Source organism: Microcoleus sp. S36a_B3 (genome assembly GCF_036700745.1).
In the GTDB taxonomy this organism is placed as follows: domain Bacteria; phylum Cyanobacteriota; class Cyanobacteriia; order Cyanobacteriales; family Microcoleaceae; genus Microcoleus.
This window is the reverse complement of record NZ_JAUBPN010000003.1, coordinates 383,374-405,938: the sequence shown is the minus strand read 5'-3', so window position 1 is coordinate 405,938 and position 22,565 is coordinate 383,374. Positions and strand designations below refer to the sequence as shown.

The window sequence follows — 22,565 nt, the reverse complement described above, 5'->3', positions numbered from 1 at the left end:
TTAATAGAACCTACGGTGCAAAAGATTTGTAATTTGGTTATGTTGACGGTTTGATATACCCCCAGAACCGCACTGTGAATTTTCTTTTGCCTCCGTCCTATTATAAAGAGTTTGGGCAACAGGTACATCAATAGATAGCAGTCGCAGTCGCTTTATATCGCGGGTTTTAGGCTAATTTTATCTGGATTTTTCTGAGAGGGTGTAGAAGTAGGATGCGGAAATTAATTCCGACTCATTAAGCAAAAATAGTGTCCCCTGCAATTTGATGTCCGAAGTTGCTGCGATCGCTTGCGGCACTTACTTCGCAGATTGGAGGGGATGCCTGCTTTCTTTGCCTGTAAAATTCACAAACCTTGACCATCTTTGGTTTGAGGGCGCTCAGTAAGCCAAAGTTGCTAAAGTTTCTCGTAGATAGGATCGCACCTGTTGATCGATGCTGGCATTTTTCTGCTTGCTCTCAAAATTGAGTTCTAGCTGCCAGCGTTGAAATCCTGAACTTGCGCCGATCGCAGATTTGAGACTGCCCCAGATTTCAGAATCTTCGCACAGCTCGATCGGCTCTGCTGCTTGAGGTTGTTGTGCGATCGGTGAATAATTCGCCATATTGTTATACCTCTGTTTTAATCCCCTGTAGGGATTGAAAGCTTACTTTGACTTTCTCTATTATAGATTCTTCTCTGGAAATAGCCAACCTAAAATATCTATAATCTGTGATTTAAAATTAAATATTAAAATTATTAATAATCTCAATCAGAACAGAGCCATTACTTATTTTTTTTTACAGCATACATCTGTCGAAGGTAAAGTAGCTTAAATTACAATTATTTCGAGTTTAATTTTTCATTTCACTTTTCGATCGACTGTTGGGGTAGGGAGGTAACGCCGTTGGTGTCAGAAAGCTGTGGGTTGACAATACTGTCGGCTGGCGAATTCCTAATTGTCGGTGGCGGATTGCTTGACTCTCCGGGTGCAGATTCCGCGACAGTTATCTCGCCCGCAAAAGTCGGCAAAAGTTGATTGACTTGCCAAAGTGCTATCGTAAAATCATGCTTAATTTTTTGTAAAAAATAAGGCTTTGTCGCTGCAAATTGAGATTCCGGCGTCAGCAAAACCGCCATCACACTAGCAGACACCTGCAAAAACAAATTGCTAGCTAAAAAAGCAGAACCGGCCAACAACAATCCAGCCCACCGCCAGGAAGGAGGAAACGGAGCCACGCCAGCAGCGAGGGGAGCCAATCGGTAGAGATGCCACAAAATTATTGCCAACAAAACAGCGACAAAAAGAGCCACTCCTTTATTTAATTTAGTTTTAAATCTAGTCAGAATCTGCTGCTGCAAATCAGTTAACTTGTCCGGTTTCACAGCCACTACTAAAATACTAAAAATATAAAAAGGGCGGAACCACTGCATCCACAGCACCGGAACAATACCTGCTATAGCCACTAAAAACACTTCTAACCACACAGGAATCGCGGGAGAACCCACTGCGAGTCCCAGCAAACACAGTCCCAGGCAGATCGGCAGTGCAGCCGCCCCAGAAAGGTGAATCCATAAAAAAGGCTCTGACCAAAAAGAACGCACTTTAATTAATTATTGGTTATGAATTATGAGTTTTCAATTTTGAGTTTTTACAATCTTGGATGCACTCTTCCCCCTGAAAATCTGTTGCGAGGAGTACATATCTAGCGGTCAAACCGAGGATTTTTAAAATCAATCCGGTTACTTTTTGTAAGTCTTATTTGAGAGGGTGAATTTTAAATTTTGAGTTAAAAACCAAACTTGTGAGTGAATAGTAGACTTCTTGGACTGATTCACAAACGTATTTTGAAATGAATCTGCGTTGATCTGTGTTTATCCCAATAGCATCTGCGGTCGATCGGCTCGCATTAAAGATTTATGCCAGAAATCTAGTTTTGGAGTATTGAGTTGAAGAGAGTAGTTTCGAGCGATCGGCAATTTAGTTACCTGCACTCAAAACTTCTCTTCCAACTCAAAACTCACCACTCAAAACTATTGAGATAGAGTCCGGCGCTTAGTAACCATGCGGTAGGCTTCAATAATATCGCCTTCGGCCCAGTCGCTAAAGCCGCTCAAGGAAATGCCGCATTCGTAGCCAGTATTGACTTCCTTAGCATCTTCCTTCATCCGCTTGAGCGAGTCGAGGATACCTTCGTAAACGATATTGTTGCCCCGGCGTACCCGCACCTTACAGTTGCGGATGACCTTGCCTTCGAGTACGTAACAGCCAGCGACAGCCCCACGACCGATCGCAAAGACAGCGCGCACTTCCACCTTACCCAGAGGTTCTTCCACCAGTTCTGGTTCCAGCAGACCTTCCATCGCCCCTTGAATATCATCCAAGAGGTTATAGATGATGCTGTATTCCCGCACGTCTACGCCCGCTTGGTCGGCCGCTTGGCGAGCGCCGGTGGCGAGAGTAGTATTGAACCCGATAATTACAGCATTACTGGCTGCAGCGAGGTCAATATCTGTTTCTGTGATTTCGCCAGGAGCAGACAGCAGCAGTCGGAGTTGAACTTCTTTTTGAGGAAGTTCAGTCAGAGAGCCGACAATTGCTTCGAGGGAGCCTTGGACATCTGCCTTCAAGATCAAGTTGAGTTCCTTGAGAACGCCTTCCTTAGCTTGTTGAGAGAAGCCGCTGAGGCTGATCCGGCCACCTTGGAGCAGGCGAGAATCTCGTTGGAAGGTAGCTCTTCCGCTGGCGATCGCCGCTGCTTCTTTTTCGTTTCCGAACACATCAAACTCGTCTCCGGCGCGAGGTACATCCCGCAGCCCCAACACTTCCACCGCAAAGGATGGAGTTGCTTGGTCTACGCGATCGCCGCGATCGTCGATCATTGCCCGCACCTTACCCAGAGCCGAGCCTGCGACCACAATATCGCCCACTCGCAGAGTGCCGTTCTGCACCAGCAGGGTTGCCACAGGCCCCCTTGCCTTATCGAGGTGAGCTTCAATCACAGTACCCTTAGCAGCGCGGTTCGGGTTAGCGTTGAGGTCTTCCATTTCCGCGACTGTCAGAATCATTTCCAACAGCGTATCCAGGTTTTCCCCCTTAATCGCGCTGACCGGAACCATCGTAATATCGCCGCCCCAGTCATCTGCGACCAAGCCGTACTCAGTCAGCTCTTGCTTCACCCGTTCCGGCTGAGCGCCCTCCTTGTCTACTTTATTAATAGCCACGACAATTGGCACTTTCGCCGCTTTCGCGTGGCTGATCGCTTCAATTGTCTGGGGACGCACGCCATCGTCCGCCGCCACCACCAAGATAGCGATGTCCGTAACCCGCGTTCCCCGAGCCCGCATTGCTGTAAAGGCTTCGTGACCGGGCGTATCCAAAAACACCACCTGCTGGCTCTTGCCTTCGTGTACCACATCTACGTGATAAGCACCGATGTGCTGGGTAATACCCCCAGCTTCTCCTTGAGCCACCTTTGTTTTGCGGATCGAGTCGAGCAAGGTTGTTTTGCCGTGATCTACGTGACCCATAATCGTTACCACTGGCGGACGGCGCTCGAGGTATTCCAAATCTGCTTCATCGATCATCTCGATGACTTTGAGCGCTGGGGCTACTTTTTCGGGAGTTTCTACCTCTACACCCATTTCTTCGGCTACCGTTCTCACCGCTGAAATATCTAGGGTTTCGGTAATGTTGACCGCAATGCCTCTTGAGAACAACCGTTTAATAATTTCGGTTTCGGGAACAGCCAAAGTAACTGCTAGTTCTTGAACGGTCATCGGTCTGCTCAGCAGCAGCTTTTCTGGACGTTCTACCTTAGCTTCGGCTGTTTTGCCCCGGCTGCCGCGTCCCCCAGAAGAACCAGAAGAACTTTTATCGTGAGAAGGGCCCGGTCTTTTGTTTTTGCCGCTGCTTCCCGGTGCGCCCGGAGTTGGTGTTGACTTTGGTGCTGCTTGTCCCTTTGCTTTAGCTGGGCGGGCTAGGGACAGGCTGACGGTGACTGGCGCTGGCATATCCAAGCCATTTTCTAAGTCATCGTCATCCTCGTCTATGGGTTTGAGGCGAGAACGTGCCTGCTTGACCTTTTTGGCAGCTTTGGCAGCATCTGAGTTTTCGTCATCATCTTCTTCCCAAATGACCGATGTCTTTTTGGCTGGACGCGGAAGAGTCGGCTTGGGAAGGAGAAGAGTATCCAGCGGCGTATTATCTTCATCATTGTCATCAGTGTCATCCCCTGTGGCTCCGGTGTCACCACCTCGGCTACGCAGCCCTCCTGCTGACGTTACGGGCGCTAGGCTCCGGCGCGGGCCACCGGGCTGCGGTCGATCGGCAAGTGCAGTTCTGACAGGGCCGCCAGCGCTAGGGCGAGGTCTTTGGCCCTCACTACCTCCCGGTGCGGGTCTGCTGGGGCGGCTCGGTTTTGCCGGCGCTTCCAGATTTTCTGTTTGTTGTGATTGCTCTTGCTCGGTTCTGGCAAGTTTTAGTACCGGCTTGTTTCCCAGACTTTGTGGGGTGCGCGTTGCCGACTCCGCCGTCGCTCTGACTGGTGGCGACGTGAGTTTTGCCCCCGGTGCTGGTGGGGGGGTGGCTGGCTGGCGCGGGGTACGATCGGGTGCCTTGGACGACGGCGGTTGAGCTGTCGCAGGTGCCGCAGGTGCTTGATCCAGGGCGGTTGTTTCCGGGGCGATCGCACCTACTGTTTCCGAAGCTGTTTCTGAATCTGTTTCCGAAGTTGCTCCCGAGCCAGAGACATTTGGCTTCGACAGCACCGGTCGATTGATATTTGGTTTAGCGGGGGGCTGGAGTTGCCCGGCGGCAGGCGATTTGGGAGGAGTTGCCACGGTAGCACCAGGCTCGTTTTTTTGCTCCTCGTTGCCCGCCTGCTGGGAGGAATCACCAGCCGGCCTTACTTTTGGACTGCGTATTTCTAAAATTTGCTGCTTTTTTTGTTGGTCGTTAGGGTGAGGGCCAGACTCTTTTGATGGCGCTGCTGCTCTTTCGGTAGGAGCTGGCTTGCCGGGGGAAGAGTGGCTGCTGGCTACGTATTTTTCCGCCGTTTTGCGAATTCGTTCTGCTTCTGATTCTGTAATTGTGCTGCTGTGGCTCTTGACTGAAATATTGAGCCGCTCGCAAACTGCCAAGATGTCTTTATTATCCAAATTTAGTTCCCGTGATAATTCGTAAATTCTTACTTTGCCGTTGTTCATCCACTCTGCCCTCTTTTGTGCCAACCAGTTTTTACATTTTGATTCTTTGTTCTAATGACGACATCATTCGCTGTGATTGATTCAGTGTCAGGAATCGGGGTTTTGGTACTCAGCAAGGTAATTTTATCTAAAAGATGCACCTCGCTGAAGTCTGCCTTGAGATAATTTTCAAGTTTTTTTGGGAAAGTGGCAACTGTCGAAGTCTGATTTTTTTTTGGCAACTGCCACTTTTTCAAGCTTCTAAGTTAGCTTTTCCACCTTGAGGATACCTCTGCTAGTACCCTACCCTTATCTAATCTGACACAAATCTTTCCAGACTGGTGGGCCGATCGGATTGAGGTTGTAGAGCTGGCGCTACCAGTAATTACTGGCGCGTGCTGCCCGCGAGGGTTTATTATACAGTCGATACCGAACTCTTGTCGGTTTTTCGCCCGGTTGAACCCGAGTCAAATGTACAGTCAGATGTGTCTAAAAGCTGCCAAAGTGTTTGGTACAGTTCGTCAGACACAGGCGCTTTGAGCGATCGCCCAAGTCGATTTTTTTTCTGAGCTGCTTTCAGGCATTCGCTCGCCCGACAAAGGTAAGCGGAACGACCGAAGCCGCGATCTAATTGTACCTGATGAGAAGGATAGACCCTGACTACTCGCCAAAAAGCTTCCTTTGGAGCTATTTTTCGACAACTTGCACAACACCGGTAGTTCGGTTTCATCAAAGTGAGAAGGGGAGAGGGGGAGAAGAGGAGGATAGTGTCCGAGGGGGACAAGTTCTCCTTGTCTCCCGTGCGGAAAAATCTTGGTCAAGAGCGCAGTTTTTAGACTGGGGCTGCGGTTTCGTCTGTTGCTGCCTTTTCTGCTGCCAATTCTGCGGCTTCCGCCTCGCCGTCGAAGCCTGATGCTTCGTCTTCGTCTTCGTAGTAGTCTCCTGCTACTTCTTCTTCTTCTTCCAGCCTGGTAGCTTCTGCTTCCAATTTGATGTCTTCGGCCTCGCGATCGTACTTAGCAATATCTTTGATATCGATTTTCCAACCTGTCAGGCGGGCTGCGAGGCGGACGTTCTGACCTTCTTTGCCTATGGCAAGACTCAGTTGGTCTTCAGCGACCAAAATATGAGCTCGCCTGCCTTCTGGGGCAACCAAACGCACTTCATCTACTCTAGCAGGACTAAGAGCGTTAGCGATATAGGTGGCCGGATCTGGAGACCAGCGGATCACGTCTATTTTTTCGCCGCGCAATTCGTTGACTACTACCTGAATCCGCGATCCCCGCGCTCCGATGCAGGCTCCTACCGGGTCTACATCGCGATCGAGCGTATCAACTGCTATTTTAGTCCGAGGGCCGACGTGCCGGGATGGCGGATTTGCCTCCCTGGCTACGGCGACAATCCTCACCACCCCGTCTTCTATTTCTGGTACTTCGTTAGCAAACAGGTAAACCACCAAACCTGCATCTGCTCTAGAAACAAGTAACTGCGGCCCTCTCGTGGAGCCTTCGCCTACCTTTTTGAGATAAACCTTGAAAGTAGCGTTGGCCCGGTAATTGTCGTTGGGCAACTGTTCGCGCTTGGGGAGTTCGGCATCTACTTCCGGCTGACCGAAACTGCTGGTGACTGCTAAAATTACCGACTGCCTCTCAAACCTGATCACTCTTGCTTGAAGAACAGTTTCTTCTAAATCTTTAAACTCTTCTTGAATCATTTTGCGCTGTTGGTCGCGCAGTTTTTGAGCTAGAACTTGTTTGGTCTGAATGGCTGCCATGCGACCAAATTCTTTTTGATTTGGTGTGACGTCTACGAGTACGATGCTCCCCGGCTGAGCTTCTGTGGCTACTTCTTGCACTTCCAAAAGTGATATTTCGTGATCGGGATTTTCGACTTCTTCTACAATAGTTTTGTTTGCCAAAACGCGGAAACCTTCTTGTTCTGCGTCCAGTTCTACATCAAAATTATCGAAGTATTCTTCGCTGAAGTGGTCTAGTTTTTGGGTGCGGCGGTAGCGTTCGTATCCTTTGAGCAGGGCTTCTCGCAAGGCTGCTTGGACGGCGTGTTTGGGTAAATTTCGCTCTTTGCTAATACCTTCGACCATTTCTTTAAGTCCGGGCAGGGGAACCATTGACATATAAAACACTCCTTTTTTTACTGTGACAATACGTAACTGGTAATCGCGAAAAGATAATTGGTGAGTTTTGATAGAAATTGATGGGTGATGATTTATGAGTTACCAAAATAGGGTTAGGTAAATTCGGTGTTGTCACAATTTATTTGTTGTGCCAACTCAACCCGAGGCTCTCGATTTGATTCTTAAAAATTAACTCGCAGCAAAGCATTTTCAGCTTACTGCGAGGCAATCTAAAATCTCAAATCTGGCGGACACTCACAGGCACCGCCCCGAGAACCCAAAACTCAAAACTCAAAATTTACCTTTACTCCTCCTTTCCTTCGTCTAGTTCAACTCGCGCAATTTGAAGGCGGGGAACTTTAACCTGTCGCCCTTTTAGATTGAGATAAACCGCTGTTTCATCCCGGCCTACCAGTAGTCCTTTCCACTCTTTGATTCGCGAGTCTGGTTCGGTGGCTTTGACTGTCACTGGGAAGCCTTTAAAGGTAATGAATTCTCGATCGCTGCTGAGCAATCGGGATATTCCGGGACTGGAAATCTCTAGCACGTAGGCTTCGGGGATGATGTCGGTTGCGTCTAACTCGGCTTCGAGGGCTGTGCTCATCCGCTGGCAGTCGGCTAAACCGGTGTCTTGCTGCAGGTTGCGGATGTCTACCCGCAAGACGGGAGGATTTTGGTTGGTGTGAAACACTGCTCCCACTACTTCCAATCCCAGTGTTTCCGCAACGGGGGTAGCTAAGTCAATGATTTGTGGGATTAGGGGATGAGTCATATCGAATACTTAAGTTAAAACTCCTGAACTCGAACACGGGCTTGGATAAGTCCTAAACTTGCAAATCTGATGCCCAGAACTCTTTTCCTGCGACTAATGCAACAAAAAAAGTGGGCTTGACCCACTCCTAGGTAAAACAATTTTTTCCAAGAAGTTTGAGAATTTCCTCCGATATCACATTTTGCACTATTGTCAAAAAGTTTTTCAGGGGCGGGATCTCGGGCCCACCCCACAAGAAGATTCACTTTTTGACAGAACAGGCCGGACAGCCTGTTCATTACAGAGGTGCAAGCTTTGAGTTCGATCGTAGTTTATCTCAATTCCCAGTTTAGCTCGATCGCCCGCCTGGTGACAAACCGCCTTCGGATCTCGGCGATTCTTGGAGAGAAAGGGAGTAAATTTAAATTAAAGCCGTCCTTGCAGGACGGGGTTTCTACCCAATTTTATGATGAAAATTTTAAAGTCCGGGAACTGGAAACGCAAAGCCTTATGGATTCCGGTAGCCATCGCTGTAATTCTTCTGGGAAATGATCCTTGGGAGGTTTTCCCTTTTGTTCAATACAGACGGATGTACTGTTCCCATGATGCAGTCAAGTCTTCCTATTGCAATTTTTCACTTTTTCGCACCCTAGAGGGGCATCCTACAGTTTCTGCCATTGCGATCGGTGCGGACGGTCAAACTTTGGTCAGTGGTGGTCAAGATAGAACAATTAAGGTCTGGGAACTGCAAACAGGAAAGTTGAAAAAAACACTACGGAGTGATTCAGGTGCAATTAATGATCTGGCGATCGCTCCTGATGGCAAAACTGTTGTCAGTGGTAGTGGCGATCGCCTAGTTCGCATCTGGGATATTACCTCCGATCGACCTCCTCAGATCCTAAAAGGTCACTCTGGCAGTGTTCTTCATCTTCGTATAGCCTCTGATGGAAAGACTGTTATTAGTGTCGCTGACGGTATAGATCGTGAAATCAAAGTCTGGGATATCGCAACGGGTAAGCAAAAAGCAATATTGCCCTATACCCATTTCGATGACATTAGTCCAGATGGCAAAACGGTACTTTTTACTTTACCGAGTAGTAAACTTGTAGCGTGGGATGTAACAACAAACCAGCAACAAGTCCTCCAAAAATTTTTTAGCCCTTCTTCGGACTCAGCACGCATCAGTTTAGATGGACAGACACTGGTTAGTATCAAACAAACAGGAAAAAGATCTTTCGATGTGGAAGTATCAGATTTAAGAACAGGAAAAATTAATGCAAAAAAAGGCTTTTCCCGTGAGATATTTAGAATATTTAATAAGACCCTCAGCAGTAATTTTCTAATTGGTATTACCCCGAAGGGACTGACAGTATGGAATCTGCAAACAGCCGAACTAGAAGCAGTTCTGGATGGACAGCCAGAACAAATGAGTCATTTGGTTGTCAGTCCTGATGGCAAACTATTAGCCGGAATTACAAGGGATTCGAGAATTAAAGTGTTACAGCGTCCGTAAAATTGAAATTTCCATCGAGGAATATCCGCTGGTGCAATACCAATTATTCAAAGTTAAGCAATTGTTTCTGAGTGAACTGAGGTTACTTCACCATCTAACGCGGGGCTATGCGTTGCAATTCCTTAGCTTGTTCTAAAATTTTCTCGAAGTCTTCTTCGCTCAACCGCTGGATGTAGTTGATTTTGAACTCTTCTAGGAAGTCGGACAGCAGCAGTTGTATTTCTTGCCAGGTTTGCTGCTGTTGGAGTTCGGCTCCTAAAGCTTGCCCGAAATGTTGGACTAGCTGGCTTGAGAGTTTGGTGCCTACGGGGTCTTCGCTGGCGCTTTTAAAGGCTTCGTAGGCATCTTGGGGGCCGAGGGTGACTAATTTGGATAGTTCTGCAACTAATTGCTCTGCTAGCTGTGCGGGGAGGTTTCCCAATCCGGGCACTTGCTTCCATCCTTGATAGAGGGGGGATTGTTTGAGAAATAATTCTATATTGTAGCGGAGGAGGGCTTCTAGGTCTGGCTGGAGTTGGGGCAGGACTTTGTAGACGGTGATTTGGACTAGATGGGTGGCGATCGCTTCTATTTCGTTGATATTGTTGATGTCTAAATATTGCTGTTTTGGGGATTGAAATAGTTGACGAGCTAGTTCGCCTGTGGTAATAGATTGTTGCATCTGGTTGATGAGCTGAATTACTACTACTTCGGTCAATTCTTGGGCGAAGTTGGCGACGAAACCTCGGCTGATTTGGGTGCGTATGGGGTGCAGATCGGGCATTTTGGCTTGGTGGATGCGAATTGTGACGGGCAATATTCGCAACAGGCGCCAGAACGGGAGGAACAGGAAGATGTCGTACCACCGCCAAAGCATGGCCGATCGCCAAGTGACGCTGCGGTGTCGGCGGCTGATGAAGTAGGTGCGGGCTAGAAATTCGATCGCGAATAAAGCCATAAATGGCAGGTCGATGTGCCAGAAGTTGTCAGTAAATTCGCCGTTTTCTCCCATCGTCCGGTAATAGTTGGTGGCGATTAACGGCTTAATTTTGGCATCAAACCAAGTGATTTCTTGTTGCCAGCCTTTTTTGTTTAAATAGTTTTGACTCCAGAATGTTGTGAATGATTGTTTGGCGGAGTCTTGCGGATTCGGGGCGCGATCGCGCATCCGGTCTTTGATTTTTTCTAGGGCACCGCTTTTTGATGCTACTCGAAAGGGATCTTCGTCGATCATTTTTGCGGTCAGATTGTTGATTTCCTGCAATTTGGCTGCTACTTGGGTAGATTCCAAGCCTGTTTGCACTACTAGAATTTTTAATTCTTCTAAAGTTTCTAGATATTTATTGGTGTCTCGGTGCGGTTTAATTCCTTTAAATGGGTCGTATATTTTGGTAATAACTGGTAGTTGCCGGAAGTAAAAATCACGCCACGGTATGTAAGTTATGTCAAATAATACAAGACTGAAATTTCCGATGGCGACGAGTGCCATGAACCGCTCGAACCAGGGAATTTTTGCTAATTTTTTGCTGTTGGCGGGAGTTTTAGATGGCGGTAGTTTGGGTGTCACTGTCAGTTCCTAATTAAGTAGACCGAACGCAATAAATTTAGGTGGTAATAGCTGAAAAAAAACAGCAGCTTAAACTGGCTAATTGTCGTTCGCGCAATCCGAGTGCGATCGAGCCAGCTAATATTTATTTTAACGTAGGGAGAGTTAGGGAGTTTGGGATAGTTGATTTGGCAGGGTTTTGGTAAAATTTTATACGTGATAAAGGTTGAGGTCGATCCTCTTCGAGGGCTTCGCTAACGAACTTGAGGACAGCGACACCTCCGGTTAGTCTGCTTCTCTCTGGCAATAAAATTATATCTCAGGCAGAATCCTAAGTTTTGTTTTCGGCCTTGCAAAACTAACTGGCTGGGTAATAAATTACTATTTTTGTTAAATCTGCTGGCTATTTGACCGCTAAATCAAATGTATTGAGCCGATCGAAGTTTAGGATTAGATTTGGACTTCGAGTTTGAGGTCAAACCATCAAGAGAGTTATACTTGCTTAGGGGCAGTCTGGCGAGAGCGATCCCGAGCGCGACGGTGGCTGCAGCTATGCTAAGGTACCGAGTCTCGCCTCCACAAACACCAACTCGCGATCGGAATCTTGAATAAAATGACACCCCGAGTATAATTTTTCGCATTTTTTTTAATATATGACATACTGCCTTAATCTCGATTGCCCAAGAGACAAGCGTCAGAACCCACCAGGCACAAAGTATTGTCTTAATTGTGGTTCAAAGCTGCTGCTAAAAGACCTTTATGCAGCTACTGAGCCGCTACGCGATGGGGGATTTGGTAGAACTTTTAGAGCGGTTAATCATGGAAAATTTGAGGAATTATGCGTTATAAAACAGTTGTCGCCCCCTCTAGAGTTTCAGCGAAAACCTGCTCATTTTAAAAAGTATGTCCGACTGTTTGAACAAGAAGCAAGGCGGCTTTACGAACTGAAACACCCACAAATTCCTCAGTTAATTTCTTATTTTGAGGAAGATGGGCGCTTGTATTTGGTGCAAGAGTTTATTGATGGCAATAATTTAAAGGATGAGTTAGAAAAATATGGTGCTTATAGCGAAACTAAGACAAGGGAACTGCTGTTAGATTTGTTACCTGTGCTGAATTTTGTTCACGAGCGTAATGTCATTCACCGGGATATTAAGCCTGAGAACGTGATCCGGCGAAATCGCGATCGCAAATTCGTGCTGATAGATTTTGGGGTTTCCAAACAGGTAGTAGCTGAGGCTCCTACCAAGGCAGGAACCAAGTTAGGAACTCCAGGTTACGCGGCTCTAGAACAGCGTCACGGTAGGGCTGTTCCTGCTAGTGATCTTTACAGTTTAGGAGTGACTTGCATTCGTTTGCTGACTTCTGTTATGCCTTATTTGGATATCTACGGCGACATTCACGATGACCTTTACGATCCGCTCGAAGGTCGCTGGCTTTGGAGGGAGGCTTTGCCGAAAGGAACAAAAATTAGCCAGGATTTAAGTCAGATTTTGGATAAGTTGATTCAGGAATATGTCAAAGACCGCTATAAGTCTGCTACGGAAGTTTTGGAAGTTATCAAACCTCCTATTGTTGTGGTGCCAGGACTGGTAAATTTGCAGCAAGCAACAGTTCTCAGTCCTTCATTACCGACTCAGCCCGTGACTGGTACTTCGCCAGTTGCTGTGAATTTAGAGTCAGAAAAAGGTATTGATTATTCTCACTTGGAAAGGCTGCTTGCTGCTAAAAATTGGCGGGGTGCTGATGAAGAAACTTCTGTGAAAATGCTAGAGGCGATGGAGCAAGTTTCTACTGGTTATTTAAGCGAGGAAGATATTAGGAAGTTTCCTGTTAAGGATTTAGAGACGATTGACCAGCTTTGGGTTAGGTACAGTCACCGCAGGTTCGGCTTTTCTGTGCAAAAAAATTTGTGGGTAAAGTTGGGGGGAAAGCCTGGTGTTTATGATGCTACTGTTTGGGAGAAATTTGGCGATCGGGTGGGGTGGCGGGTTAACGGTGAGTGGGTATATTATACTGAATTGAATTTTACTTCTAAGGCAATGCCTGGACATTTGCCGGGAGGGACTGTTTTTGGGTGGGAAGGTGGGGTTTTGTGCGGTGTTTTGGGTTTGGGCGGGATCTGGTTTCTGCTGTCGCGCCGAGATTTGTAGGAAGAAGGAATAAGAAAGTCGGAAGCAGGGGCTAAAGGCAGCAATTAAGAAATAATATACCTCTTGTACTCATTCACAAATTATCTGAAATTATCTGCGTATATCTGTGTTGTATCTGCCTAACATCTGCGGTTTATGTATTAATGGAGGACTTATGCAATATTGTTTAATAGTAACTAAGTTTTGACGGCGGCTCCGATCTTGGGTTCGATCGAGCCTGTTGAACAATATATAGTTTACTTGGCCGATCGCACATCAGATAGAACGCTAGATGTACAATTAGTCAAAAGCTAGTCGCAGTCGCAGTCACAGTCGTTTGGTTTTTTTTGAACTAGACGAGCGCGGCGGCGCAGAAACCGGGTTTTTTACCCAAATATGGCGGGGATCGCCAAAAATAGACAGTTACAGGATGAATGAGCAAGGCAAGAGGAATCTTGGGAAGTCGGGGATTGTCAAGAAAAGGTAAACATCGCGTAGAATTTTAATGTCGCGGCACGAGGAGCAAGCAGTGTGAGATTGGTAATTCTGGGAGGGCCAGGAGCGGGAAAGGGAACTCAGGCTGAACTACTGTGCAGCAATTTGAGCATCCCTTTGCTGGCATTAGGGGACATTCTGCGGGCCGAAATCGCAGGTAAAACAAACTTGGGCAAGTTGGCGGTGCCTTATGTAGAATCGGGCGATTTAGTGCCCGATGAAATTTTGATTAAGTTTATCGGCCGCCGGCTTTTGCTGTGGGATGTCTTTAATGGCTGGCTGTTGGAGGGATATCCGCGAACGGCTTTTCAAGCTGAGGAATTGGATTTTTTATTAGAGGGTTTGGCGCAGGAGCTAGATTGGGCAATTTGGCTGAAGGTTCCCAATGAAGTTTTGTTGAGCCGATCGATCGAACGCGATCGATCGGACGACGAGCCAGAAATTTTACACCGCCGGCTAGATTTGTTCGAGGAACGCACTATTCCTATCTTAGAGTATTACGAGTATCGCCACAAACTGTTAACTATCAACGGCGACCAATCCCCCGAACAAGTGCAGCAAGATATTCTCAAAATGGTCAGTAGTCAGTAGTCAGTTGGCAGTTGGTAGTTGGTAGTTGGCAGTAGTCAGTAGTCAGTAGTCAGTTGGCAGTTGGTAGTTGGCAGTAGCTGTTATTTGTTGATTATTACCAATAACAAGTAACGAGTAACAAACAACAAACAACAAACAACAAATAACAAATAACTTATGTCAATAAAACGTGCAGATGGCAGACAGCCAAATCAACTTCGTCCGATTAGTTTCGATCGCGAATTTACGAAATTTGCCAGCGCCTCGGTGCTCGCAAAAAGCGGCGATACTCAGGTACTGTGCAGCGTTACAATCAAGCCGGGAGTGCCTAGGTTTCTGGAGAATACCGGAAAAGGCTGGCTGACGGCGGAGTACCGGATGTTGCCCGGTTCTACGCCGCAGCGGCAAGAACGGGAATTTATGAAGTTATCGGGACGCACTCAAGAGATTCAGCGGTTGATTGGCCGGAGTTTGCGATCGTGCTTGGATATGGAGCTTTTGGGCGAACGCACGATACTTGTGGATGCGGATGTTTTGCAAGCTGATGCGGGGACTCGCACGACTTCAATTAATGGCGGGTTTGTGGCTGTGGCTGATGCTTTGAATAAGTTGGTGCAAAAAGGTGATTTGGTGCGATCGCCCTTAATTCGCCAAGTGGCGGCCGTGTCTGTGGGACTTTTGGAAAATGAGCTATTTTTAGATTTGAATTATCTTGAAGACGTGGCGGCAGAAATTGATTGTAATGTAGTGATGAATGGGGATTTGAACATCATCGAAATTCAGGGAACTGCGGAAGAGGGAAGTTTCAGCCGCAGTCAGTTAAATCAAATTTTGGATTTGGCAGAAACTGGGATTCAGGAATTGTTGGAGGCTCAGCGGCAAGCTTTTTAACTTGGTTAATTTTAACCTCGTGATTACCGACATTAATCATTCATTCATCCCGGTCTAACTCAGCTAAGATGTTACGAATCTCATTAGGACTAATATCTTCTCGATCTGATTTATCATAAATGGTTAATAGCAGTACGCTAGTCGGTGATTCAACTTGATAGATCAGTCGATAACCAGCGCTTTTTCCTTTTTGAATATTGCTATTTCTGACTCTTACCTTCAAGATGACATAATTTTCACCCATTCCGGGGATGCGATCGCCAATAAAATTCCCCTCTTGGAATTGTTCAATAATTGGCTGAGTATGTAACCTGACATTGCGATATTTTTTTGAGAATTCACGCAAATTCCGTTTATACTCAGGCGTTAAATCAATCTGTACGATAGGCGTTTCATTCGACATCTATTCCCTCCCACATTTCCGAAAGGGGGATGCGTTGTCCGGCTTTTGCTTCCTGTAATGCTCTCCTGAGACTTGCTTTCACTTCGGCAATGGGAGTATCATCAGGATCGATTTCGGTTTCCTCTGTTACTTCGGCAAAAAGTACGATCACTCGCACGCGGCTGGGGGGGAAGTCTTCGATCGCGCGATCGAGCAATAATTGACCTTTTTCATCTATAGTTCCCAATACTTCAACAGCTTTCATCTGTTTCTCCTGAAGGTCTTTTTAATCAATTTTATCATATTTTATGAGAGTGAAACAAGCTTGATATTGGAGAGCGATCGCCCTTCATCAATCCTCGCGCAGGGAAGCCAATCTTCCTGTTATCCTAGAAACAGACTTCATTACCCGATCGCACTTATGGTTGCTTTACCCGATCGCCCATTGATGAGCGCAGAAGAATACCTGGCTTGGGAACCCACCCAAGAAGAACGCTACGAGTATTGGGATGGCGAAGTAGTCGCCATGACCGGCGGCACCCGCGATCACAATCGGATTTCAGGAAATTTCTTCAGGATACTAGATGATGCCCTTGTCGATCGCCCTTGCGAACCTTACATCGCCGATGTCAAAGTCCAAGTGGAACCAGGGCGAAAGTATTTTTATCCTGATGTTGTCGTAACTTGCGACGATCGCGATAACGATCCGCAATTGGTGCAATTTCCTTCCTTAATTATCGAAGTTTTATCACCTTCAACTGAAGCCCTAGATCGCGGCGCAAAATTTGCTAAATACCGACAATTTTTAACCCTGCAAGAGTATGTTTTAGTGCAAGTTCAACAGCCCGGAGTAGAACTATTTCGACGCAATCAACAGAGTCAGTGGGTGCTGTCAGAATATAGTTTGGGTGATTCTTTGCTACTTGAATCGGTGGGTGTGGAAATTGCGATCGCCGATTTATACCGCCAAGTGCAGTTTTCTTAGTCCGCAGAGGCGGACATTGTTTGTGTAGACGCGGTTTCAACCGCCGGATATTCGCCCAATATTTGCTATTTCTTACAAAACTTGCCGCGGGGCGATCGGAATCTCAATCACAAACTCCGTACCCTCTCCCGGTGCAGAAACGCAAGTCAAATTGCCCCCGTGCGAACTAACAACAATCGAGTGAGAAATCGACAACCCCAAACCAGTCCCAGAACCCACCGGTTTAGTTGTAAAAAACGGATCGAATATCTTGTGTAGCACCTCAGCACTCATCCCCGGCCCGCTATCAGCAATTCTAATTATCGCCGAATTCCTGTCTGTCAGCTCCGTAGAAATTGTAATAGCCGGCTGTTTTTGAGAGCTTTCCGGGCAATCTCTTGCCAAAAGCAGCGCATCAATCGCATTGGTCAAAATATTCATAAATACCTGATTCAACTGCGACGCATAACAAGTAATTAACGGCAGTTTGCTATAATTTTTAATCACCTCAATTCCCAAGCGCCCGCCCTCTTTCCTCAAGCGCGGTTGCAGCAGCATCACCGTACTGTCAATACCTTCGTGGATATCAACCGACTTCATTTGCGCTTCGTCGAGGCGCGAAAAATTCCGCAAGCTCAGCACAATATCTCGGATTCTTTCCGCTCCAACTTTCATCGAATCCAGCAGTTTTTGCAAATCTTCGCTCAAAAATTCCAGTTCAATTGTTTCTATTTCCTCTAAAATTTCATCAACAGGTTCGGGATAGTTTTGCTGATAAAGCTCGATCAATTTCAGCAAATCTTTTACATATTCGCTAGCCGGATTGAGATTGCCGTAAATGAAACTTACAGGATTATTAATTTCGTGGGCAACACCAGCTACCATTTGCCCCAAACTAGACATCTTTTCAGTTTGGATTAATTGAGCTTGAGTGAGTTTTAGCTCGCGCAAAGTTTGTTCTAAACGCTCGTTTTTTTCATTTAACTCCTGCGTCCTTTCTTGCACTTTCTGCTCGACCGAATTGTAAAGCAGAGCATTGTCTAAAGAAATTGCAACTTGGGAAGAAAGCAGCCTTAAAACTTCTAATCTGTGGGCATTAAATGCTCCGATTGTTAAATTATTTTCTAAATAAAGAATGCCGATTAATTTGCGTTGATTGACTATCGGCGTACACAAAAGAGATTTGAGCTGGTGTTTTACCACATAAGGATCTGCCGTAAATCGCCCCTCAGCCGTCGCATTGCTCAACACTACGTCCGAGCGAGTTCTTTCCACAAAATTAATCACCGTCACAGGTAAATCCTGACATTCTTCAACAGGCGTAAATTGCAGCACCGCTACATCTTCAGCAATTACTGACGCTTGAGCTGAAATTAACAATTTTTCATCTCTCACCAAAATCAAGGAACCAGATTGGGCACCCGCATTTTCCAGCGATATTCTCATCAAAGAAGCCAGCAATTTGTCTAAAACAATTTCGCTGGAAATCGCCAGAGATGCTTTCATCACACTTGCTAAATCTAGCACTCTCGCATCGCTGCCAGTAGAAGTATGAATAGTTGTTGTAGTTGGATTGTTGTTAAAACTTCCGTGCAGCGGAGTCATTTCTCGCAACTGCGGATACTTTAGTTCTAAATCTTCAACTTTGCGGACAGCGCCCCAGCGCAAGTAGCACGAGTGAGCTTCGCGCAAGTGGATTTTGGCATATTGATATTTACCTTTACTCAACCAAAATTTGGCGGCTAGTTCGTTAGCGAGGGCTTCATTTTGGATAAATTCGTTGTCTTGAGCTAAATTTATCGCGAAATCGTAAAGCTCTACAGCTTCTGAGTCTTTTTTGGTAATTCTAGCTATTTCTGCTTGTACTAAAAGGTATTTGTGCAGAAAGTTTTCGCGACAGTTGTCCGCCCAAATCTTCATCTCTTTTTGATTGGCTTCTAACTTTTTCAGGTATTGTTTTTGCTTGTCTTTTGAAACAGTGGGAAAAACTGCAGCTAAAACTAGAGAAAAGAAAAAGTTCCATTCGGTAGCGGGTATTGCTGCGGTAATAAAAGATAGCTGCTTTTCTACTTCCAAAGCTAGTTGCAGCGCTTCGTTGTAGTTGCCATACCAGTACATTACCTGGCATTTGCGAATCTGATAAAGGCACAGCGAGTACAAATTTTGATGAGCTAGACAGTTTTGTACGTATTCAGCTTCGCTGATATCTTCGCTCTCAAATACAAACTTGTCAGAAGTGAGTTGGCTCAAGTTGCGGAGAATTAACTCTGCTCCTAATAATATATCGGTAACAAGTTGATTTTTGGTTTTTTGGCTAAATAGCAAATATCTACTGGTGTCTGCCAGCATGAGGGATATTTCTTTGCCTTGAAAAAAGTAGTTGGCTATGCGGTTGGAGAGAATATAACCCGCGTATTCTAAATCTCCTGATTCTAAGGCAGCTTGATATCCTTCATTGCTGATGGCGTGGCAATCTTTGATATGGTTGAACCAGTAATAAAAAATACTGACTAAGGAGGAACAAGCTCTGCATTTCAAGCCGATATTCCCAGATTTTTCGCTCAAATTTAGGGACAACATGGCAAATTGATAAGCTGCTTTGTAATCTCCATAAACAGCGTTTAAGAACATACCGTAGCCCGCGTAGCAGAGAGATGCTTCGGGAACTAAACCGTAGGTGAGAGAGAGATTGACTCCTTTTAAGACGCTGACTTTCCACAAGTCGGGATTTTTTAGGTAAGCTGATGTTAATAAGTTTGTGATTAATTTGACGGCAACTTTTTTGTCTGGTACCGTCATTTCTGGTGCGTCAATTAAGGAAGAGATGTCTTTACCTGCTAAAAGTTTTTTGGCTGTTGCTGATTCTTCGGAGATGACTTTTTGCAGCCCGTCTAGCGGTAAGTCAATTCCCAGCAAGTTCAAAGCTTGGATTCCGGCTTTAACGGCTTCTTCGTACTTGGCGCGGAGGGTGTACTGCACGATCAGCAGGTTGTAAATTTCTACTTTTTCTAAGGGCGATCGCGCTTTTTGCAAAGTTATGTTAATAAATTCTTCGGAATGCTCGAAATAGCCGTTTAGATACTCAACATTTGCCCGCTCCATGTGCAGAGCAAAGGCTAAGTCGTAGTAAAAATCCCAAATATCGGCCGTCAAACCGTCCATACCAGCAGTCAAATACTCCAAAGCTGCAACATAAGCCGTGGCATCTTTAGCTCGGCGGGCGGCGTCTAAATTCAGGGTTGCTAGTTCAATTAATTCTCGCTCGTCTCTAATTAGCGATCGAGCTACATTCAAGTGATCGACTAATTCAAAAATTCTGTCAGCGCGATACTCAGCCGGAGTGTTTTCGAGGATTTGCCTGCCTATTTTCAGGTGAACTGCCTTTTTTTCCGAGTCGTCGATCAGAGCGTAAGCTGCTTGTTGTACGCGATCGTGCAAAAACTTATAATTCAGAATCAACAGCGGAAACATCACATAATCTAAGGACTTGCTTTCCAATTCCGAAGTTGGCAAAATCAGTCCCGACTTAATCGCCGGCAGTAAGTGCGAAAAAGTTTCCGACGCTTCTTTTTCATTAATTAAAGAAAGAGTATTCAAATCAAATTCGTTGCCCAAACAAGCCACTAAACGCAAAACTTGCTGCGTTTGCAACGGCAGTTTTCTCAACTTCTGCACCATCAAATCTACAACATTGTCAGTGATAGCGCACTGCTCAATTTGAGTCATATTCCAATGCCAGCCGCCCTTGCTCCCCGACTGAGGCGGATGAAAAACTAGCAGGTTTTCTTGATACAATGTTTGCAGAAATTGATTAACAAAAAAAGGATTACCGTCTGTTTTGTTGACAACCAGTTCAGCTAAAGGTTTGACAGATTCGCGATCGCTGTGCAAAGTTTCGGCAATCAAATCGGTGATATTTTCGACCCCCAGCGGCGACAAAGCAATCTCATTAATGATGGCTTCCTGATTTCGCAGCGTCTCCACAGTCATCATTAAAGGATGAGTGGGACTGACTTCATTATCCCGATAAGCGCCGATTAAAAACAGATATTGTGTAGCTTCATCTGTCATCATTAATTCGATCAGCTTGAGAGTCGCAGAATCTGCCCACTGCAAATCGTCGAGAAAAATCACCAGCGGATGTTCGGGCTGACAAAATACGCGAATGAAATTTTGAAATACTAAATTAAAGCGGTTAAGAGATTCTGTAGACCCCAATTCAGCGACAGGAGATTGAGCTCCGACAATTAGTTCAATTTCGGGAAGTATATCAATAATAATTTGCCCGTTTTGACCGAAAGAAGTGCGGAGTTTTTCGCGCCAAACTGCCAATTGAGCTTCGCTTTCAGTTAATAGTTGCCGCACTAACTCCGAAAAAGCGCTGACAACTGCAGAGTAAGGAATAGTCCGTTTGTACTGGTCAAATTTTCCCCAAATAAAATAACCGCGCCTGTGGGTAATGGATTTGTCTAAAATCTTCACCATTGCAGATTTGCCAATGCCGGAATAACCAGCAATCAGCATCATCTCGCTGCGGGATTTATGCTGTCCTCTCGCCAGCACTGACAGGGCGCTTTCTTTTTTCGATTTGAGTTCTTTCTTGATGAGAGAAATTTGTGATTGTTCGAGGCGGTAGGCTCGATTATTTGTGGCGGCTACCCGTTCAAATGCTGCTAAAAGAGTTTCAACTTCTCGCTGTCTACCGTAAAGTTTTTGAGGAATTTTAAATTTGTCTGAAATATCTTGGTGTCCGAGAGCAAACTCGGTAATAATTCCAGATGTTTGCAACTGAAACAAACAAGCTTCCAAATCTGCTTTGAGTCCCCAAGCACTTTGATATCGATCCTCAGCGGTTTTCGCTAACAATTTCATGAGAATATCTGAAATAGCTTTAGGAATTTCTAGTGCAATTTCAGCGATGGGTACTGGCTGTTTGGCGATGTGACAGTGAACTAACTCCATCGGATCGGTTGTGGGAAAAGGGAGCTGTCCTGATAGGATTTCATAGAAGGTAACGCCTAGGGAATAAAAGTCTGTACGGTAATCAATTACCCGGTTCATTCTGCCAGTTTGTTCCGGCGACATATAAGCTAAAGTGCCTTCTAAAAAATTAGGATCTTTATTGGGAAAGTCTTCTAGATCGGATGCAGTTGAGATACTAAAATCTATGAGTTTAACTTGTCCGGTAGCTGGATTAAAAACTATATTAGAGGGGTTAATATCTTTATGAATTACATTGCGAGCGTGAATTTCTCCCAAGGTTTCAGCAACTTTGATGGCTGCAGTCAAAAATCCTAAGATTGTAAATTTTTGGGAAGCCATGAAAATCCTCAAAGATTCGCCGCCAAAATCTTCTAAAATCATTGCCAGACTATTTCTAACCTGCTGCAATTTGTATACTTTAACAACTCCTTCTAGGAGGTTTAAATTGGCGGTAATCTCATATTCGCGCTTGTATCTATTGAGTTCTTCAGGAGTCGGATAGTCTTCTTTGATCAGTTTGATAATAACGGGTTGGTTGTCTTGCTCGTTGCGGCCGCGGTAAACCAGGGAAGTGCTGCTTTCATAAATGAGAGCGAGAACTGCAACGCCGGGAATTGCCATCATAGTTGGGTTCTCTCAAATTAGGTGTGCTTGGTCAATATTACAGGACTTACGCGCGGCGGGCTAGAAACCCGATTGTTTCGTTGCTAGTCGTTGACAAACCCCAGATTTTTTCCTATAAACCAGGGTTTTTTCGTAAATCCTATGTTATTCTTCATTATCGCTTAAGAGCTATCTTTTGGGGTGTGTGGGAAGATCCGCCTTGACAGGAAAGAGCTGCTGCTTTCTAAAGCGCCCTGGGGCTTTCGTCACCTCAGCAGTTAGGTAAACAAAAGCACAAATAGAGAATTTGTGCAAGGATTTGGTGTCAGGATCGATCGCACGGCTGACAAAAAAACAATCTCACCTTTGCTTTTATAGTGCGATCGCTTGTGAGACTCGCGATATCTGAAGCTCGCACTGCAAAAAAACGCTTTTTGCCAAAAGGAGACGATCCTAA

16 protein-coding genes are annotated in these 22,565 nt (G+C 45.7%); 5 read left to right on the top strand and 11 right to left on the bottom strand.

Annotated features, from left to right (window positions below):
* Window positions 1-378: 378 nt before the first annotated feature.
* The 7 genes from QUA01_RS05680 to rimP form a co-directional block, all read right to left on the bottom strand.
* Window positions 379-603 carry a hypothetical protein gene (locus QUA01_RS05680; protein WP_194012664.1) on the bottom strand — a complete coding sequence of 75 codons (225 nt, stop codon included), beginning with the start codon at window positions 601-603 and terminating at the stop codon, window positions 379-381.
* Between the two features lie 242 nt (window positions 604-845).
* Window positions 846-1,583: a low-complexity tail membrane protein gene (locus QUA01_RS05675; RefSeq protein WP_333087379.1), complete on the bottom strand. Its 738-nt coding sequence runs from the start codon at window positions 1,581-1,583 to the stop codon at window positions 846-848.
* Between the two features lie 429 nt (window positions 1,584-2,012).
* On the bottom strand, window positions 2,013-5,186 hold the full coding sequence (infB, locus tag QUA01_RS05670) for a translation initiation factor IF-2 (protein WP_194068889.1): 3,174 nt from the start codon (window positions 5,184-5,186) through the stop codon (window positions 2,013-2,015).
* A complete protein-coding gene (locus QUA01_RS05665; protein WP_194068891.1) occupies window positions 5,183-5,422 on the bottom strand; it encodes a hypothetical protein in 240 nt (79 codons plus the stop codon). The genes infB and QUA01_RS05665 overlap by 4 nt, the downstream gene beginning before the upstream one ends.
* Window positions 5,423-5,580: 158 nt before the next feature.
* Window positions 5,581-5,895 carry a YlxR family protein gene (locus QUA01_RS05660; protein ID WP_194012660.1) on the bottom strand — a complete coding sequence of 105 codons (315 nt, stop codon included), beginning with the start codon at window positions 5,893-5,895 and terminating at the stop codon, window positions 5,581-5,583.
* Window positions 5,896-5,997: 102 nt separating this feature from the next.
* Window positions 5,998-7,299: a transcription termination factor NusA gene (gene nusA, locus QUA01_RS05655; protein ID WP_333087378.1), complete on the bottom strand. Its 1,302-nt coding sequence runs from the start codon at window positions 7,297-7,299 to the stop codon at window positions 5,998-6,000.
* A 304-nt stretch (window positions 7,300-7,603) separates the two neighbouring features.
* Complete coding sequence (rimP, locus tag QUA01_RS05650; protein ID WP_194068894.1) at window positions 7,604-8,071, bottom strand: ribosome maturation factor RimP; 468 nt, start codon at window positions 8,069-8,071, stop codon at window positions 7,604-7,606.
* 445 nt (window positions 8,072-8,516) lie between these two features.
* On the opposite strand from rimP, the gene QUA01_RS05645 reads away from it, so the two are divergent.
* Entirely contained in the window at window positions 8,517-9,563 is a 1,047-nt protein-coding gene (locus tag QUA01_RS05645) for a WD40 repeat domain-containing protein (RefSeq protein ID WP_333087377.1), read from the top strand.
* A gap of 94 nt (window positions 9,564-9,657) precedes the next feature.
* On the opposite strand, the gene QUA01_RS05640 is transcribed toward QUA01_RS05645, so the two are convergent.
* A complete protein-coding gene (locus QUA01_RS05640; protein WP_333087376.1) occupies window positions 9,658-11,109 on the bottom strand; it encodes a hypothetical protein in 1,452 nt (483 codons plus the stop codon).
* 632 nt (window positions 11,110-11,741) lie between these two features.
* Between QUA01_RS05640 and QUA01_RS05635 the strand changes: the two genes are divergently transcribed.
* The 3 genes from QUA01_RS05635 to rph all read left to right on the top strand — a co-directional run bounded on the left by QUA01_RS05635 (window position 11,742) and on the right by rph (window position 15,176).
* Window positions 11,742-13,241, top strand: a complete 1,500-nt coding sequence (locus QUA01_RS05635; RefSeq protein ID WP_333087375.1) for a GUN4 domain-containing protein — start codon at window positions 11,742-11,744, stop codon at window positions 13,239-13,241.
* Window positions 13,242-13,751: 510 nt separating this feature from the next.
* Entirely contained in the window at window positions 13,752-14,306 is a 555-nt protein-coding gene (locus QUA01_RS05630) for an adenylate kinase family protein (protein WP_194068898.1), read from the top strand.
* 156 nt (window positions 14,307-14,462) lie between these two features.
* Window positions 14,463-15,176, top strand: a complete 714-nt coding sequence (rph, locus tag QUA01_RS05625) for a ribonuclease PH (RefSeq protein ID WP_194068900.1) — start codon at window positions 14,463-14,465, stop codon at window positions 15,174-15,176.
* Window positions 15,177-15,216: 40 nt separating this feature from the next.
* Here the strand turns inward: rph and QUA01_RS05620 are convergent, their stop codons facing one another.
* On the bottom strand, window positions 15,217-15,579 hold the full coding sequence (locus tag QUA01_RS05620) for a type II toxin-antitoxin system RelE/ParE family toxin (RefSeq protein WP_333087374.1): 363 nt from the start codon (window positions 15,577-15,579) through the stop codon (window positions 15,217-15,219).
* Window positions 15,569-15,823, bottom strand: coding sequence for a type II toxin-antitoxin system RelN family antitoxin (locus tag QUA01_RS05615; RefSeq protein WP_333087373.1), 255 nt, complete (start codon window positions 15,821-15,823; stop codon window positions 15,569-15,571). Before QUA01_RS05615 ends, QUA01_RS05620 begins: the two co-directional genes overlap by 11 nt.
* A 156-nt stretch (window positions 15,824-15,979) precedes the next feature.
* On the opposite strand from QUA01_RS05615, the gene QUA01_RS05610 reads away from it, so the two are divergent.
* A complete protein-coding gene (locus QUA01_RS05610; RefSeq protein WP_333087372.1) occupies window positions 15,980-16,543 on the top strand; it encodes a Uma2 family endonuclease in 564 nt (187 codons plus the stop codon).
* Between the two features lie 72 nt (window positions 16,544-16,615).
* Here QUA01_RS05610 and QUA01_RS05605 read toward each other — a convergent pair whose 3' ends face one another.
* Complete coding sequence (locus QUA01_RS05605; protein ID WP_333087371.1) at window positions 16,616-22,129, bottom strand: trifunctional serine/threonine-protein kinase/ATP-binding protein/sensor histidine kinase; 5,514 nt, start codon at window positions 22,127-22,129, stop codon at window positions 16,616-16,618.
* Between the last annotated feature and the right edge of the window lie 436 nt (window positions 22,130-22,565).